This window comes from Olivibacter sp. CPCC 100613 (genome assembly GCF_036959255.1).
Lineage (GTDB): Bacteria > Bacteroidota > Bacteroidia > Sphingobacteriales > Sphingobacteriaceae > Olivibacter.
In genome coordinates this window covers 243984-261329 of record NZ_JAWMTI010000009.1, presented here as the reverse complement: position 1 = coordinate 261329, position 17346 = coordinate 243984, and the positions used below count along the sequence as shown (strand labels likewise).

Here is a 17346-nt window from a genome sequence, read left to right as displayed (position 1 = left end):
AGTAGCATGAGTGCCTTTCAGAATAAACAAATAACGGATAAAATTGAATAAAGAAAACGTTCTTTTAAAACTATCAAAAGTATATAAAATTTAAACCTCTTATGTTGTCTTATTCTCAGCTTTTTACATACATTTATACGATTGGTTTATTCAAAACATTCGAACATGTTTTTATCGGTTGATTTTATAGAAAATATAGAGGAAGTGATACGCAAATTGCTGGGTACTAGCTTCCAAATACGCAACATGTTGCCGGTATCGGGTGGTGATATTCATAAAAATTATCAAATCCAAGGAACCAATCAATCTTTTTTTATCAAAATCAACGATGCGGACGCGTTGCCAAATATCTTTGTACTGGAACGCGAAGGATTAAAGCTTTTGAAACGTATCGGTGGCGCAGTGGTACCGGAACTATTGGTAGCTGGCCAATTCAATAAGGAAGCTTTCCTACTGATGCCCTGGATAGAACGAGGTGAAAATAATAAGGAAGCGCAAGCAAGTCTAGGACGCATGCTTGCTTTTGTCCATAAGAATACCCAGGATTATTATGGCCTGGAATATGATAATTACATAGGCTCTACTCCTCAACATAACACGCCAAATGCTTCTTGGGCAGATTTTTTTATTGAGGAGCGTTTAAAAAAACAATTGGAACGCAGTCAATCAATCGGCTTAGTTGACGACACATTACTTAATCAATTCGAACAGCTATTTGAGCGCCTGCCTTCCCTGTTTCCCGTAGAACCGCCTGCTTTATTACATGGCGATCTTTGGAAGGGAAATTACATGATCAATCAAGCAGGTGTCCCTTTCTTAATCGACCCTGCAGTTTATTATGGTCATCGTGAAATGGATCTCGCTTTGACGCAACTTTTCGGCGGATTCGATCAGCTTTTCTATGATGCTTATCAAGAAATATTCCCGCTGGAAAAGGAATGGATGAGACGAACAGACTTGTGGAATCTATATATTCTACTGTTTCACGCCAATGTTTTTGGAGGAAGTTATATGAAACAGGTTAGACAGATTGTTGATAAATATAAATAAGTTGAACCTGACCGTTTCACAGTGTTCTGAGCAGAAAATAATAATTGAACTCAGGTTAATAGTCAAACTGCGCAAACAAAAAAATACTTCTAATGTTTTCATAAAACTATTGACAACATTAAAACAAAAGGCATGGAAAATTTAGTAAATGAGCTGATCCAAAAAGTCGGCCTTTCCCCGGAGCTAGCACAAAAAGCGACTTCGGTTGTACTCGATTACGTAAATAACAATTTACCTGATGCTTTAAAAGGCAAAGCAGAAGGTTTATTAAGTGGCAACTTTGACGTGCAATCGTTACTGGGAAATAACGAAGGTGGAGGAGATGGCCTCATCGACAAAGTAAAAGGAATGTTCAATTAGCAACACAAAATCCCGGTAGTTCCTTTATCTACCGGGGTTTTTGTTTCTCGTACGTTTGGAAATCATTACAAGTAAAAATATACAGACAACTATTTATCGAAAGTTTCTTTCACTTTTTATTTCAACCGTTTAAACTTCAATCGGATAGAATTACCGATCACGACCACATCTGAACAGGCCATCGCCAATGCGGCCAGCATCGGACTCAAAAAACCAAGCGCAGCCAAAGGAATGGCAAACACATTGTAAAAAAATGCCCAGAATAGGTTTTGTTTAATGGTAAGCAACGTATGCTTACCAATTTTTAGCATGGTAATAATAGACTGTAGGTCATTGTTCAGTAAAACTACCTTGGCGGACTGGATCGCTACCTGACTCGCATCACCCAACGATACACCTACATCAGCAGTTGTGAGCGCGGGACCATCGTTGATTCCATCACCTACCATAGCAACTTTCCCCTCCTTTTTTAAGGATTCGATTAGCGCTAATTTCTCATGTGGCAACTTTTCGGCATAGACCGTTTCTATGCCTATAGCAGCAGCCAGTGTATCACACTTCTCCTGCTTGTCGCCACTTAAAATAACCGGTATAATGTGTTGTTCTTTCAAGGTCTGTACAAGCTCCCTTGCGCCCGCTTTAACTTCGTCCTCAATGGCTATTTTGATTATCAAGTCGTCATTTTTTAAGAGAAATACATCATACGCAGCAAACTCCTCACTATCTTTTACGAGTTGCTTGGAACCAATTTGGTAGCTGTTTCCTTCACTATCAATTGCTTTAATTCCCAATCCCTTCTCTTCTTTAACCTGTGTAAAAATGATTTTTCTTTTTTCCCGGTCAGCAAAAGCTTGAACGAGTGATTTGGCGATGGGATGGTTTGAATAGCTTTCTAGTCCATGAATCACCGCCGCGGTTTCTACGTCGCTTAACTGACTTTCGATAGCTTTTATTTTGAACTTTCCGGTACTCAATGTTCCTGTTTTATCAAAAACCATATAGTGTAGATTGGTCATTTCTTCCACTGTATCTCCACCTTTTATAAGTACACCATGTTTAGCACTTCTTCCCAAACCAACCATCACGGCTGTCGGTGTGGCAAGTCCCATTGCACACGGACAGGAGATAACCATAACGGCAATTGCATTTAATAGCGATTGGCGAAACCCTATATCAAAAGCAAAATAGGCTAGAATAAAAGTCAACAATGCTATACCAATCACCACGGGAACGAAAATAGCTGCTACTTTATCGCCTAAACGCTGTATAGGAGGCTTAGCCGCCTGCGCTTTTTTCATTAAATCAATGATTTGTGCCAACACTGTTTTGTTACCCACTTTTGTAACTACCGCCCGGATACTTCCCCGTTCAAGCAATGTTCCGCCAATAACCGTATCGTATTTTCCCTTTTCTACCGGAATACTTTCACCGGTCAACATCGATTCGTTTACAGAGGCCTCTCCCCAAATAATATCACCATCTGTAGGTATCTTATCTCCCTCATTAACCAATATGGTGTCACCCACCTTCAATTCATGGATATCAACACGCTCTGTTTCACCATCCAAAATGCGTACGGCACTGCTAACCTGAATTTTCATCAAATCTTTGACTGCCGATGTTGTTTGCGTAACCGATCGTTTCTCGAACACATTTCCTAAAAGCACTAGTGTAATGATGGTAGCCGTGGTTTCGTAGAACATGTAATTGGATCCCAAAGCTAGCAGTGTACCTATTAAACTATATACAAATGCAGAGGTAGAACCAACAAATATTAGCACGTCCATATTGGGTACACCCCCTTTAAGCGAATTAATGGCACTTTTTCCGAAATAGGTACAACCTAAAATAAAAACAGGAAGGCATAAGCCTAGCTGAACATAGGGATTATGCAACCAATGAAATGGTAAAAACATATGTAAGAAAAGCGGTAGGGTAAATAGTAGACTGAAAATAAATTTATGCTCTATTTTTTCTAAAAAACCTACTTTTACAATGCCTTGATCTTCTTGCTGTACTTTAAAACCCAACCCTTCTATATCTTGTATTACATGATCTACATCAAGCGCTTTATCGGCAGTAAATTTTACTTCCTCGTTTGCAAAACTTACAAAAACATTTTGATAACCCTTCTTCTCCAGCATCTTATGCACAGAGAGTGCACAGTTGTTACAGTGCATTCCGGTTACGTGTAATTCAATTAATTGATTTTCTCCTTGCATGTCTTTTGTTTCCTATTTTTTCTAGACAATACGTTATGTAATACAAAAGTAAGCTTAGAAATTGCGTAGCCCCATAACAAAATAAGGTAATAATGGTACTTATCATGGATTTTCCTAACTTAGCATAAAAAAATCGAATGGAAAATGTTAAAGCAAAACATCCCGATATATAATGTATCAAGTGTTAACGAAGGGTATTCGGATGAATTTGATATCAAAAAGCTGAACTATGGGCATGATCGCTATGAAAAAACAAACCATCCACATCGACATGATCACTATACCTTGATCCTTCTTTGCGAAGGAACGACCCGACAGTTTATCGATTTTAAAGAATACGAGGCAAAGAATGCCGCCCTGTTGTATATGCGTCCAGGGCAGGTGCATTACGAAGTAGATCCCGGGAACGCGCAAATGTACCTGATTACATTTAAGGGTGACTTTCTGTTTTCTTACTCTGCGGATAATCATTGGGAGCAGCAATTTCGAAGCAACCTGTTATCTTTAAAGTCAAATGAATTAGCACGGATTTTACCGTTTGTAACTTTAATTGAAGAGGAGTACAGACTCTTTAAACAGAATAAAGCTGTGATAGCCCAACTTTTGCTGGCTATGTTAGAAAAAACGGAAAGCTATGTTAGCTCACATATGCATATTACGGGTCGAAAGCGCTATAGTACATTGATGCGTCAATTCATCGCCTTGGTAGAACAAGACTTCCTCGTGCATACGAAAGTAGCTGATTACGCTTCTAAATTATTTATTTCTGCAGGACATTTGAATGATGTGGTGAAAGAAATGATGGGTACGAATGCCAAAACTGTTATTGATGAACGACGCGTACTAGAAGCAAAACGCCTGCTGTTTTGGACACAACTCCCCATCCGCGAAGTGGGATGGAAAATCGGCTTTGAAGATCCTGCTTATTTCACACGGTTCTTTAAAAAGCATACCGGCAAATTACCGGCAAACTTTCAACGTGATCTCCAAAAAAAAATACACCATTGAAAAAATGAACAGTCAGCAAGAATATATACAACGCACCATTCATCTTAAAAAGGATCTGCTCATACTGGCAATCAAAATTCTCGTATTCATTCCTATAACTTATACACTAGTGGAATATGAATCGTACTACAATGACAAAGCGGCCTTGCAAAGATTGGTGTATGCATTAAATGTTTTTCTTTCCAGTAATATTATCATCTCAACCGTCCGAATCATTCTCTTATACTGGTATAAAAGACGCTCTCTTTACTTTCATACCAGTTCGCGGGGAAGCTTCGTGCTGGGTATCAATCGCATCGCTTCGGTACTCAATGCGGTTGTCATTATCTTTAGCCTGATGTTGGCATTTGGAATCAATCCCAGGGATTTTCTAACCAGCATTACCATCGTTGCTGCCGCCGTCGCTCTGATTTTTAAGGATTATATCACCAATATGATTAGTGGTCTAATAATCATGTTCTCTGATCAACTGACATTAGGCGATTATGTTAAAATAGGGGAGTACCAAGGCCAGATTATCGATATCACGCTGGTGAACATTGTAATTAATAATGACGATGACGACATTGTAATGGTTCCCAACAACTTCGTTTTTACGACCAACATTGTCAATCAATCCTTTCAAAATTCCCGTAAAGTGAGTGTAGAATTTGAGCTGGCCATTAACCATACGATGGACCGTGAAGATCTCAAAAAACGACTTAACGATTTACTTAATAAGCACAGTAATGAAGTACTTGAAAACAGTATGAAACTAAAAGTTTTGGCTGTACAAAAAGATGTTGTCAAGTATAAAATTCAGTTCACCTTAACCAATCTAGGAAAAACACAGTCGCAATTCATCAAAAACATTGTGCTCAATGAAGTATTGAAAATTGGGAATTAGCCAATGTAATGATTAGCCAATTAGTCGATGAGCCAATGGTGATGATCGGTTTGTACGAGCTTAAGCATACTGCTTATAGCTTAAGCTGAGATCAACAATTAACCAATGTGATAATGCTCTGAAGCTTGTCTGCCGATTCACTCTTTACTCATCACTCATCATTCATGCTCGCAACCAACCAACTACACTTTCCTCAACTTAACCCCGGTTGCAAAGTGATTACTTCCTTTCTCCAATATCAGGTTAGCGCGAAATCGGGTAGGTAATATATTTTTGATTAAGTTTGGCTTATTGATAAGGTCCCAAATACTATTTGCCCGAGCGATCGCTTCCTTTTCGGAGAGACCGGCGTAGCGATGAAAATAGGAATTGGGATTTTGAAAAGCTGTGGCTTGTAATTGTCGGAAACGGGAGACATACCATTCCAGCAAGTTTTTTTCGCTGGCGTGAACGTAAATGGAATAGTCAAAGAAGTCAGATACGAAAACTTGGGGCCCTTTATGCTTCTCACTTAAATTCACCTGCAAAACATTAATTCCTTCTACAATGACAATGTCGGGATTATAAATCTCCTGCATTTGATCGGGCATGATGTCATATTCGAGATGTGAATAAAGGGGAACCTGAAGACGCTCTTTTCCCGCCTTTACATCTGCTAGAAAATTGATCAATCGCTTTGTGTCATAACTTTCCGGAAAACCTTTTCGGTTCATTATTTCCCGTTGCTCTAATATTTTATTGGGATATAGAAAACCGTCTGTGGTCACCAAAGCTACATTGGGCTTATTAGGCCACAGCGATAATACTTTTTGTAAGACACGTGCAGTGGTACTCTTACCTGCAGCAACACTTCCTGCAATTCCGATAATAAACGGAGAACGTTTGCGATCGCTATGTAAATAAGCATTTTCAGCTTCGTATAACTTATTAGCATGATCAACATGAATAGTTAGGAGTTGACAAAGCGGAAAGTAAACTTCCTGAATCTCTTCCATGTTCAAAGGTTCATTTAAAGCGTGTAGCTTACCGATATCCTCATTGGAAAGCGAAAAATCCAGTGCCCCGTTCAGTAACTTCCATTCGTCTCGCGTAATGCTTACATAAGGGGAATACTGTTCCTTTATTGTCGTATCAGTCATATGCCAAGTTTAAACTTGCAAGCGCAAACCTACTAATTCAAAAATAGAAATTCAAAAGTAAAAAATGTATCTTAAATTCGATCGCCGGTAAAATACGCAGCGATCCCAACATTTCCCCACTCAACTACTACGGAACAAGATTACCATCCACTACAATTGGATTGGACAATATTTTATGAACGGGGCATAGTTTAGCAATCTGAAGTAGACGTTGACGTTGACTATCGTCCAAATTGCCTACTAATTTAATATGATTCTTTATGTAGGTTGTCTGTTGATGGCTGCTCGGTACAACTTCCATTTTTGCCGTGATGATAACCTCCTGCAAATCCCATTGCTTTCGATCGGCATACATACGCAAAGTAATAGCAGTACAGGAACCCAGACTTGAAAGTAGAAGCTCCTTAGGGCCCAATCCCAGATCAGCACCCCCCATGGATTCCGGTTCATCGGCGATCAAATTATTTCGTCCATTACTGACCTCTGTTTTATACCGTTCCTTTCCGATGGTAACTGTTACATTTACTTCCGCCATGTTCGTTGTTCGTTGTTAGTGAAAATTTACTTTTTACTATCCAAAAAATATATACGCGATAATAATTGCCGCGATAACTCCAGCTAGTTCTGCTAGCAGGGCCGCTGGTAAAGCGTGTCTTGTCTTTTTTATTGCAACCGATCCAAAATAGACAGCTAACACATAAAAAGTGGTTTCCGTACTTCCCTGAATAACGCAAGCTACACGAGCAGCAAAATCGTCGGCACCCTTCGCATGCATTAAATCAATCATTAAGCCGCGCGCACCGCTTCCACTCATTGGCTTCATAAAGGCCACAGGAAGCGCTTCAACGAAGCGTGTGTCTATACCTACCAAGCTGACAATTGCACGCACGCCCTGTACCAGATAATCCATTGCTCCTGATGCTCGAAAAACGCCCACTGCCACTAAAATCCCCACAAGATAGGGGATAATCTTGATAGCGACATCAAAACCTTCTTTCGCACCTTCAATAAAAGATTCAAAAACATTGATTTTACGGTAAAATGCTAAAGCGATAAATGAGATGATTACGGTAAAAAGAATAACATTACTTGCAACTTGGGATATGGCATTGATTTCTTCTTGACGCAGTGTCGAAAAATAATATAGCAGTCCGCCAATCAATACCGTCAAACCACCCACATAGGCAAGGATGACCCGATTGAANTTGCAACTTGGGATATGGCATTGATTTCTTCTTGACGCAGTGTCGAAAAATAATATAGCAGTCCGCCAATCAATACCGTCAAACCACCCACATAGGCAAGGATGACCCGATTGAACAAGTTGATACGCTGATAGATCGCCGTAACGACAAGTCCGATCAACGTAGAGAAAAAGGTTGCCAGTAGGATAGGGATGAATACATCGGAAGGGTCTGCTGCACCTGCTTCTTTACGGTAGGCCATGATGGTGATAGGTAAAAGTGTCAAACTTGAAGCATTCAACACCAAGAACATGATTTGCGCATTGCTTGCTATATCCTTATTCGGATTGAGCTCTTGTAGTTCCTTCATCGCCTTCAAGCCCATTGGAGTGGCCGCATTATCAAGACCTAGCATATTAGCCGAAAAATTCATTAACACAGAACCCAGTGCCGGATGATTTTTCGGAATCTCGGGAAAAAGTTTGTTAAAGAATGGCCCAACCAAACGAGCAAAAATAGTAATCATCCCACCTTTCTCGCCAATCTTCATAATACCCAACCAGAAAGACATCAATCCGATCAATCCCAGCGAAATCTCGGCACCGGTCTTTGCCGTATCGAACGTTCCATTGACGATTGCTTGAAAAATTTCTTGATCGCCAAGAAAAACCAACTTAAAAAGCGCAACGATAAAGGCAATTAAAAAGAAGGCTATCCAAACGTAATTTAAAGCCATTACTTAGCTAGTTATTAGTTCTTTGTTATTAGTTGTTCGCTTCGCACAAATGTCCATTACTCCATAATTTTAGTATATAGGTAATGGCTAAAGTAATTAACTCCACAAATTTCGGTTCAAAAAGCTCCAAGGCTTTTCATGAGCGCCATTCTTCTTTTGTTCTTCGATTAAAAAATCAGCCATCTCATCTAAGATTAAATGGTTTTCGCTCACGGTACGATCTCCTAAAGCAATTAAACGTTTCATGTTCGATTCCTCAGCCGCATCTAGGCTTTCCTGAATGCTATTCAGGTTCTCCGGTTCAATACGCAAATAATCTTTTTCCTTATTGGAAGAACGAAATAGTTGGTGGAGAAAAAAATCGCTACTTTCGGCAACGCCGCTCATCATAATATCAATGAGTGCGGGCACCATGGAAATTGCCCGACTTTTCTTAAAATGCTCGAGGTTATAAGATTTTCGGGATCGACCTGTGCCCAAGGAAAAAATATGAATATCATTGATTTTCGTTTGGTTAAAGGCCCTGGTCACCTCAACCAAACCACTTAATGCAGGATTGGTAGCGAACACACCCCCGTCGAGCAGGGGATATCGTGTTCCTGATAAAGAGTAAATTTCGGCAACACTAAAATAGGTCGGTGCAGCCGAAGTAGCTCTGCAAACATCTTTAAGGTAGAAATCACGCACATCACCTCGTTCAATAGCGGTTTGTTGCCTAAAAAAATGGGTCTTTCGAAGTTCGATATTATAAGCAGAAATAATGCATGGCTTAATTAACTCACTCAAGCGTGTTTTACCAAAATACTTCTGCAGCACATTTTCCAATGTTGCACTATTATAACGTTCACTGGTTAAACCCAAGCTTGAGGTGAGTCGCTTAAAAAAGCCCATCCTAAAAATGTCGTGTCCATATTTGAGATACATCTCCAAGGCTTCTTTTGCGGAAAAACGAGGGCGTTTCGGATCGGCTTGGTCCGGACAAAGTAGTAAACAAACCAAAATCCCCCCCGTACTCGTACCCGCAAAAAAATCAAAAAAATCTACAATGGCAGCTTCCGGATTGTTGGTCTTTTGCTTCAATTTTTCTTCCAAAGCAACCAAAATCATTCCCGGAATAATCCCTCGAATCCCCCCACCATCAATAGATAAGATTTTTTTCATAAAGGCTAGTTGGGCAATTGTTCAATGAGCCAATTAGCTAATTGGCTCATTGAACAATTGATTAAAGGTGAATCACCTCTCCATAGGCGTCCGCTGTTGCTTCCATAACAGCTTCGCTCATCGTAGGATGTGGATGTATTGTTTTAATTATTTCATGACCCGTTGTTTCCAGTTTGCGGGCTGCTACAACTTCAGCAATCATTTCCGTAACATTAAATCCGATCATATGCGCCCCCAAGAACTCACCGTATTTCGCATCGAAAATAACTTTTACAAAACCGTCTTTCGCTCCTGCGGCACTAGCTTTACCCGATGCAGAGAACGGAAATTTACCCACTTTGATTTCATAACCCGCTTCTTTAGCTGCCTTTTCAGTGTATCCCACTGAGGCAATTTCAGGAGAGCAATAAGTACAGCCCGGGATATTATTGTAATCGATAGGTTCCACATGCAGCCCTTTGATCTTCTCTACACAAGTAATTCCTTCGGCTGAGGCAACGTGCGCCAATGCTTGTCCTTTTACAATATCTCCGATAGCATAGACGCCTTCTATGTTGGTTTTATAGAAGTCATCTACTAGTACACGACCTTTATCCGTTTTCACGCCCACTTCTTCCAGTCCGATGTTTTCGATATTCGGTGTGATACCAACAGCTGATAACACCACCTCTGCTTCAATAACCTCTTCACCTTTAGCTGTTTTAATCTTTACCTTGCTAGGTGTAGCACTTGTGTCAACTGCGGTCACTTCTGCGCCCGTTAAAATGTTAATACCATTCTTTTTCAAGCTACGTTCCAATTGTTTTGAAATCTCTTCGTCTTCAACTGGTACAATCCGATCTAAATATTCAACAATGGTTACCTTCGTTCCGATAGCATTATAAAAATAAGCAAACTCAACACCGATAGCACCTGATCCAACAACAACCAAGGATTTAGGTTGCTTATCTAAGTTCATCGCTTGACGATAACCGATAATCTTCTTTCCGTCCTGTTTTAGGTTAGGCAGCTCACGGGAGCGGGCACCTGTTGCCAAAATGGTATGTTTAGCGGTGTATTCCTTGGTGGATCCATCACCGCCTTTAACTTCAATTTTACCGCCTTTTTTAATCTTAGCGGTACCCGTAATCACGTCGATTTTGTTCTTTTTCATTAAGAATTGGATACCCTTGCTCATCCCATCGGCTACACCTCGACTTCTTTTAATGATTGCGCCAAAATCAGCCTCTCCACCTTCTACCTTTATACCGTAGTCAGCTGCATGATTCAGGTATTCAAAAACTTGTGCACTTTTTAGTAAAGCTTTCGTTGGGATACATCCCCAGTTAAGGCAAATACCACCAAGAGATTCACGTTCAACAATAGCGGTCTTGAAACCTAATTGTGAAGCTCTGATGGCTGCTACATAGCCTCCTGGGCCACTTCCAATCACAATAATGTCGTAATTCATTCTTATAAAAATTAATTCGTTTCGATAGTACAATTAGCTGATACCCATTGAACAAGCCAAGAACGTGTTTGTTGAACAAGTATTACTTCCGCAAACCTAATAAAAATTCTTAGAATTAGAAGATTTCCGGGCACTGTAGGCGTTTTTTTACCTTAGGGAAATAGTTGGGTCGTTGAGTGGCGAACTAGTTAAGTAGTTGAGTAGGGGGATTTACTAGTAACAACAGCAGTATATACTTACAGGCAGGCAGTCTAATCAGGCTGATAGCTGATTTCCGACAGCAGACAACAGCTCTTGTTACATTTACCATTACCTAAAGCATGTACCACAGGGGGTATGATTGTGATTTTGAAAAAAGTTATCCACAATCCACATTCGAAAATTCGAAACAATTTTAACCAATAAACAATTAAAAATCAGAAAAGACTTTATAGATTTCTAAACAGTTACAAAAACAATTGGATACCGCAAGATCGATCTGTAAATTATTCACACCCAAGCATCAAGTAACATTAACTTAATATTAAATTAACACAAAACCTGCTAATTATTCCTCGCGAGCTATTTAATTTTGTACCGAAAAACAAATTATTCAATCAATTCAACGCACATGAAGAAGTTTTTACTTTCTTTCAAATCATTAAGACTTAGCCAATACCTTTTCAGTAAGGCTACGCTATTATTAGCATTGTTCTTGCTAATTAATACCAAATTTTCTTTTGCGCAGCAAGCTATCCAAGGGATTGTAACCGACGGAACAAACCCAATAGCCGGGGCAACGGTATCAATTACCGGAACGTCACGATCAACTTCTACGGACGTTGATGGAAAGTTTTCGTTAAGTACAACTAGGGAATCGGGTGAGATTGTAATTAGCTATGTAGGTTACGACGTGGAAAAAGTCAACTTTTCATCTGGGACTACTGACATTGGTACTATATCACTAAAACAAAGCGCACAATCTCTTGACGAAGTGATTGTACAGATAGGAAGTGGTTTAATAGATTTGGCAAAGGATAGAAAAACACCAATTGCAGTATCTACTATAAGCACTACAGAAATCCAGCAGAAAGCAGGAAATCAAGAATTCCCAGAACTCCTGAAAAATACTCCTTCAGTTTACGTGGCCGGTCAAGCAGGAGGTTATGGCGATTCTAGAATCATTGTTCGTGGATTTGATCAAACGAATACCGCGTTTCTTTTAAATGGTCAGCCCATAAACGGAATGGAAGACGGTAACATGTATTGGTCTAACTGGTCAGGCCTTGCTGATGTGGCAAATGCATTACAGATACAGCGAGGATTAGGTTCCTCCAAATTAGCCATTTCATCCGTCGGAGGAACAGTTAACATCGTTACAAAGTCTACAGACCTAACCCGAGGTGGTTTTGCTCAAGCACTGATTGGCAATAACAATTACCAAAAGACAACTCTTGCCTATAACACCGGTTTATCAGAAAATGGATGGGCAGCAAGTATTATGTTGACAAACTGGGCAGGAGACGGTTATAACAAAGGAACGAGAGGAAATGGACAGAATTATTTTTTCTCGCTGGGCTACAAACCTAACGAAAAACATGCCTTTAACTTCTTGATTTTCGGAGCCCCTCAGAAACACGATCAAAATTTCACCAAAAGTATATCGAGTTATCTTCAAAATGGAAAAAGATACAATACAAACTATGGCTTCCTAGGTGGAGATTATCTTAGTGAAAGAACTAATTATTATCATAAACCCGTAGTTAACTTGAACTGGGATTTCAATATCGACGAAAAATCGACTTTATCAACTGTGGCTTATGCATCCTGGGGACGCGGTGGCGGCACAGGTAACTGGGGAAGCAGCAGTGCTAAAAAATATACACCAAGTGGCCATATCGATTTCAATGCTATAAAAACAAATAACGAAGCTATTGAAGGAGGGATCGGTGATTTCAATAATGGCGCCTATGCTATTCGGGCTTCCGTAAATAATCACGCTTGGTATGGTTTGGTTTCTAATTTCAACAGGCAGATAAACGAAAATCTAACTTATAATCTTGGTCTTGATGTAAGAACCTATAAAGGTACTCATTATCGAATGCTAACCAACCTGATGGGTTTGACTGGTTGGCATATCAATGACAATATGCAATACCCTAACGGTTATAACGTAACTGAAACATTCAGTATTAATCCATGGAAAGCACTAACAAACAGTGTAGACAATAATCAAAAGGTTGATTACGATTATGATGAGCGAATAACTTACGGTGGCTTATTCGGTCAGATCGAGTATTCAAACGAAGACTTTTCAGCTTTCCTACAAGGCGCATTGTCTAATCAGTCTCACGTGAGATGGGATAGATTTCAATACACGAAAGAAAATGAAAAGTCAGAAAAAGTAAACAATATCGGTTACAATATTAAAGGAGGGCTTAGTTATAATATTACGGAAAATCATGTCATATTTGGAAACACAGGGTATTATTCAAGACAACCGTACCACGATAACATTTATTTGAACTTCGGTAATGATGTAAATCCACTGACTAGCAACGAGAAGATATTCGGCGTTGAGTTCGGTTACAAATTCATCAGCACATTCTTTAGTGCAAATTTGAACGCCTACAGAACATCATGGAAAGATAGAGTTACAACTACTTCAGATACAAATGATGATGGGCAGTTGATCTACACAAACAACTCTGGATTAAGCCAATTGCATCAAGGCCTTGAATTGGACTTCGTTGCAAAACCGTTGCCAAAACTTGACCTAAGAGGGTTTGCGTCCATTGGTGACTGGAAATATGATGACAATGCATTACAAAGGACATACGATGAAAGTTTAAATCTTTTATCTGAAGAAGTAACTGATGTAAAGGGTGGAAAAGTTGGCGATGCTGCACAGACAACCTTCGGATTAGGCGTCGCGTATCGTATAACAAGCAGTTTATCAGTTGATACCGACTATAGGAACTATTCAAATCTATATGCCGATGTGGTTACTAAAGATAACATCAAACTTCCAAATTATGACCTTGTAGATGCAGGCTTAAATTATCGTATAAGCTTTAACAAAACTGCTTTAAACTTACGTCTAAACGTAAATAACATATTTGACAGAGTTTATCTTTCAGAAATGACTTCAGCAAGACCAGTCGAAGAAGGAACCGAGACGTATAAAGGAATCAATACAAGCAATAACGTTTTCTTTGGAAACGGTACTACTTGGAACTTTGGTATGAAATTTAGTTTCTAAATTGAACATACTTTTTCTTCACATAAAGCCGTCTCAGAATCTTGAGACGGCTTTTCGTTTTATGGACAAATATCTAGTTGTTATTGAGCCGCGTAAACTAGCTTTTCAAAGCCATAGGGGAGTGAATAGAGTTTAAGGCTTCGATACAAAAACAAACCTTAAAATCATCTCATATTAATTTAATATTATCTCCGCATAAATATCGGATTAGAACGTATAGATTCGTGTAAGGTATAAAGCTTTCTGTGTAAATTTATTTATAAAAAGCTGATTATCTACTACTTTTACCATAACACTAAACTTAAATAATCGGTTATGAAAAAGATTCAACTTATTATCCTATTGGGATTTTTCACCCTAAATTTCTTTTCGTGTAAGAAAATCGACCAAAACCTGACAGAAAACAACTTAAATCTGTCGGATGTAGAAAAAACTCATTCCATTCAGATTGACAGCAGCACTGTGTTGATTAAAGAGCAGAGTGGAAAGTACTATTTAGCGGAAGATATAATTCTAACGCAGGAACAATTTTTTTATTTAATCAATAAGTCAAGGGAAGCCGACAGTACTCGTATTACCCCTCGAAGTGGGGTTGTCAGTCAGTTTATAAAAACTTGGCCGGGAGGCGTTGTCCCTTATGTCATATCATCTAACTTTCCAGATCAGGAACGAATTACACAAGCAATTAGCCATTACAACACTTATACACCTATTCGTCTGATTCCGAGAACAAATCAGTCTGACTATGTCGTTTTCAATCCTCATCCAACAATTAGCCAATCTTATGTAGGTAGAATTGGTGGAGGACAAGCAATAGATATTTATACTGGTCACAAGTACGGTAATGTTATCCATGAAATAGGCCATGCAATAGGTTTATTTCATGAGCATCAACGGCCAGATAGAGACAATTACATAAATATCGACTACACTAAAATTTCCGGCGGCACAAGTAATGTTAATTATCAAAAAATTGCCATCAATGATATAGTAAACATTGGCCCTTTTGATTTTAGCTCTATAATGATGTATGGCTCTGTCATAGATAACGCAGGTACCATTGCAATGCGGAAGAAAGATGGATCCACATGGGAAGCACAGCGACTTTCTTTTTCTAATGGAGACGTTCAAGGTATTAATTATTTGTATCTACCTTTTACTGTTTACCCAAAGATTACGAATTCGCAGTACGAAGTATACGAAGAATACTCTGACGGAGTCTCGGATAATTTCAGAGCAGATCAACATGTTACGGTAAGCTTTTTTGAAGACGCAAGTACATCGATACCCAAGCCTTTGCCAGCCTATATAAAACTTAGATTTAGAATTGCAGTTAGTAGATACGGCTCTGGACCTCAGAATTTAACTACCCAAATTGTAAATAGAGATATCATTGTTTCCGTTAATGCAACTTCGTATACAATTACTTTACCTTATACATCATACAATTATCTCGGTTATTATCAACCAGGTACTCACTTCGAAACAATACAGTCGGTCGAAAGAATACAATAGTATACTTCGTTGAGGAAATTATATGGCAACAATAAAAAGAGCCCAACGGCTCTTTTTGCTTTCCTTCTTATTCAGTTTTTTTAAAAACAATTATACCCCTCAACCAAAGTTATTCTTATTCCCCTAAAACAATCATCCATACAACCATCTTCCCAATAACCGCAAGAGGAAATAATGCCATTGTTCTCTGCTTCAAAAGAGGCTTTGGCATTATCTCGCCTTCGAAGCCAATCATTTTTGGCTAATTCATAAACCTGATCAAGGGTAAGAGTTGCCGCAGCTGGTGAGTCTGTCGTATTATTTAGTTCTTGCTTGCTTTCTATCCACGACAATTTTTTCAAAAACTCCTCCGCTTTAATAGTACCTTCTAAGTGCACGCCGTGTGCCATCAAGGTATCAACTACTTGTTGAGCGGTCGCTAAATCCCAACCGTCTGCTGGCATTAAGACTGTATCAAAATTCTTAAAATGGAAGGCTCTTTCCGTTACTTCGCCATTTTGAATAGTCAGCATCGTTTCCCAGTGCGTACCTGTCCACGTATAGCCAGACACTATGTATCTATAAGAATTATTACTCGATTCTTTAAAATCCAACCAAGCTTTATAGCTCTGCTCATAGTCATTTTCATATTCCATGTCGCTTTTATCACAAGCTATGCAAATAACGGACAACAAGGTAAATCTTTCTTTTCATAATGAAGTGTTTATACGTTTTATATCTTAACGTAATGAGCTAAAAAAGAGCTATAGCAACTTTCAGAAATCAGCGCTTAAAAGGAATTCGCCTTTAACCTAATAGATGAAAGTGTATATATTATAAGAACGTTTATTTTGACTTCTTTCTTTCTTTTTATTAAGTTTTCGTTTTTTAAGGCATTCAAGCTTTCCCTAACGGGAAGGTCAGCGAAAGAAAAGAAGCAAAGAGCCGACCGTAGGAAGTCCATGAACACCTTTGAAAATAATGTAGTAGTGAATAAAATCGCCGCTTCCTGCCTACCGCAGGCAGGCAAAATTTACAGGAGCGGTAGTGCCTCCCAGTGTTGACTGTAAATTTTGGAGGCGGCATTTTAGTAGAACGATAGGCTTTTACTTTTAACCGGACGTACTAGCTTTAGCTTTGTATATAGCCAGTGTGTTGGGAAAAACGGCCTTGGAAGATACCGAGGCAACGAGCAGCAAAGTATGTGCATTATCGTTCATGTCGCAATATCCAAGCGGATTGAGGAAGTGAAACGGCTCCAATACGCGCCATGAATGCTTTGCAATCAGGTGCAAGGTAGCCTACAGAGCCTTGATTGTTTGGTTCTTTATCATCAAGGATAAAGAACATTATATTAAATGAAAAAATTAGTTAAAATAAACGTTATCTTTTAAAAGCAATTTCCCTGAAGGAAT

The 17346-nt window shown here is 39.1% G+C and carries 14 protein-coding genes; 6 read left to right on the top strand and 8 right to left on the bottom strand.

The window, feature by feature from the left end:
* Nucleotides 1-165 precede the first annotated feature (165 nt).
* Entirely contained in the window at nt 166-1050 is an 885-nt protein-coding gene (locus RYH73_RS22715; protein ID WP_335315784.1) for a fructosamine kinase family protein, read from the top strand.
* Nucleotides 1051-1182: 132 nt separating this feature from the next.
* On the top strand, nt 1183-1410 hold the full coding sequence (locus RYH73_RS22710; protein WP_335315783.1) for a hypothetical protein: 228 nt from the start codon (nt 1183-1185) through the stop codon (nt 1408-1410).
* A gap of 116 nt (nt 1411-1526) precedes the next feature.
* On the opposite strand, the gene RYH73_RS22705 is transcribed toward RYH73_RS22710, so the two are convergent.
* Nucleotides 1527-3632 carry a heavy metal translocating P-type ATPase gene (locus RYH73_RS22705; protein ID WP_335315781.1) on the bottom strand — a complete coding sequence of 702 codons (2106 nt, stop codon included), beginning with the start codon at nt 3630-3632 and terminating at the stop codon, nt 1527-1529.
* A 144-nt stretch (nt 3633-3776) separates the two neighbouring features.
* Between RYH73_RS22705 and RYH73_RS22700 the strand changes: the two genes are divergently transcribed.
* Both RYH73_RS22700 and RYH73_RS22695 read left to right on the top strand, forming a co-directional pair.
* Complete coding sequence (locus RYH73_RS22700) at nt 3777-4640, top strand: helix-turn-helix domain-containing protein (RefSeq protein ID WP_335315780.1); 864 nt, start codon at nt 3777-3779, stop codon at nt 4638-4640.
* A gap of 4 nt (nt 4641-4644) precedes the next feature.
* On the top strand, nt 4645-5526 hold the full coding sequence (locus tag RYH73_RS22695; protein WP_335315779.1) for a mechanosensitive ion channel family protein: 882 nt from the start codon (nt 4645-4647) through the stop codon (nt 5524-5526).
* 182 nt (nt 5527-5708) lie between these two features.
* Here the strand turns inward: RYH73_RS22695 and coaA are convergent, their stop codons facing one another.
* The 6 genes from coaA to lpdA all read right to left on the bottom strand — a co-directional run bounded on the left by coaA (nt 5709) and on the right by lpdA (nt 11196).
* Complete coding sequence (coaA, locus tag RYH73_RS22690; protein ID WP_335315778.1) at nt 5709-6665, bottom strand: type I pantothenate kinase; 957 nt, start codon at nt 6663-6665, stop codon at nt 5709-5711.
* A gap of 127 nt (nt 6666-6792) precedes the next feature.
* Entirely contained in the window at nt 6793-7200 is a 408-nt protein-coding gene (locus RYH73_RS22685; protein ID WP_335315777.1) for an OsmC family protein, read from the bottom strand.
* A gap of 36 nt (nt 7201-7236) precedes the next feature.
* Complete coding sequence (locus RYH73_RS22680; protein WP_335315776.1) at nt 7237-7845, bottom strand: spore maturation protein; 609 nt, start codon at nt 7843-7845, stop codon at nt 7237-7239.
* On the bottom strand, nt 7833-8375 hold the full coding sequence (locus tag RYH73_RS22675) for a nucleoside recognition domain-containing protein (protein WP_442946131.1): 543 nt from the start codon (nt 8373-8375) through the stop codon (nt 7833-7835). Before RYH73_RS22675 ends, RYH73_RS22680 begins: the two co-directional genes overlap by 13 nt.
* 306 nt (nt 8376-8681) lie before the next feature.
* On the bottom strand, nt 8682-9746 hold the full coding sequence (locus RYH73_RS22670; RefSeq protein ID WP_335315774.1) for a patatin-like phospholipase family protein: 1065 nt from the start codon (nt 9744-9746) through the stop codon (nt 8682-8684).
* Between the two features lie 61 nt (nt 9747-9807).
* Nucleotides 9808-11196 carry a dihydrolipoyl dehydrogenase gene (lpdA, locus tag RYH73_RS22665; RefSeq protein WP_335315773.1) on the bottom strand — a complete coding sequence of 463 codons (1389 nt, stop codon included), beginning with the start codon at nt 11194-11196 and terminating at the stop codon, nt 9808-9810.
* A 610-nt stretch (nt 11197-11806) separates the two neighbouring features.
* Here lpdA and RYH73_RS22660 point away from each other — a divergent pair.
* Both RYH73_RS22660 and RYH73_RS22655 read left to right on the top strand, forming a co-directional pair.
* Nucleotides 11807-14437: a TonB-dependent receptor gene (locus RYH73_RS22660; protein WP_335315772.1), complete on the top strand. Its 2631-nt coding sequence runs from the start codon at nt 11807-11809 to the stop codon at nt 14435-14437.
* A gap of 315 nt (nt 14438-14752) precedes the next feature.
* Entirely contained in the window at nt 14753-15952 is a 1200-nt protein-coding gene (locus tag RYH73_RS22655) for a M12 family metallopeptidase (protein ID WP_335315771.1), read from the top strand.
* An 80-nt stretch (nt 15953-16032) separates the two neighbouring features.
* Here RYH73_RS22655 and RYH73_RS22650 read toward each other — a convergent pair whose 3' ends face one another.
* Nucleotides 16033-16587, bottom strand: a complete 555-nt coding sequence (locus tag RYH73_RS22650; protein ID WP_335315770.1) for a hypothetical protein — start codon at nt 16585-16587, stop codon at nt 16033-16035.
* Nucleotides 16588-17346: the final 759 nt, after the last annotated feature.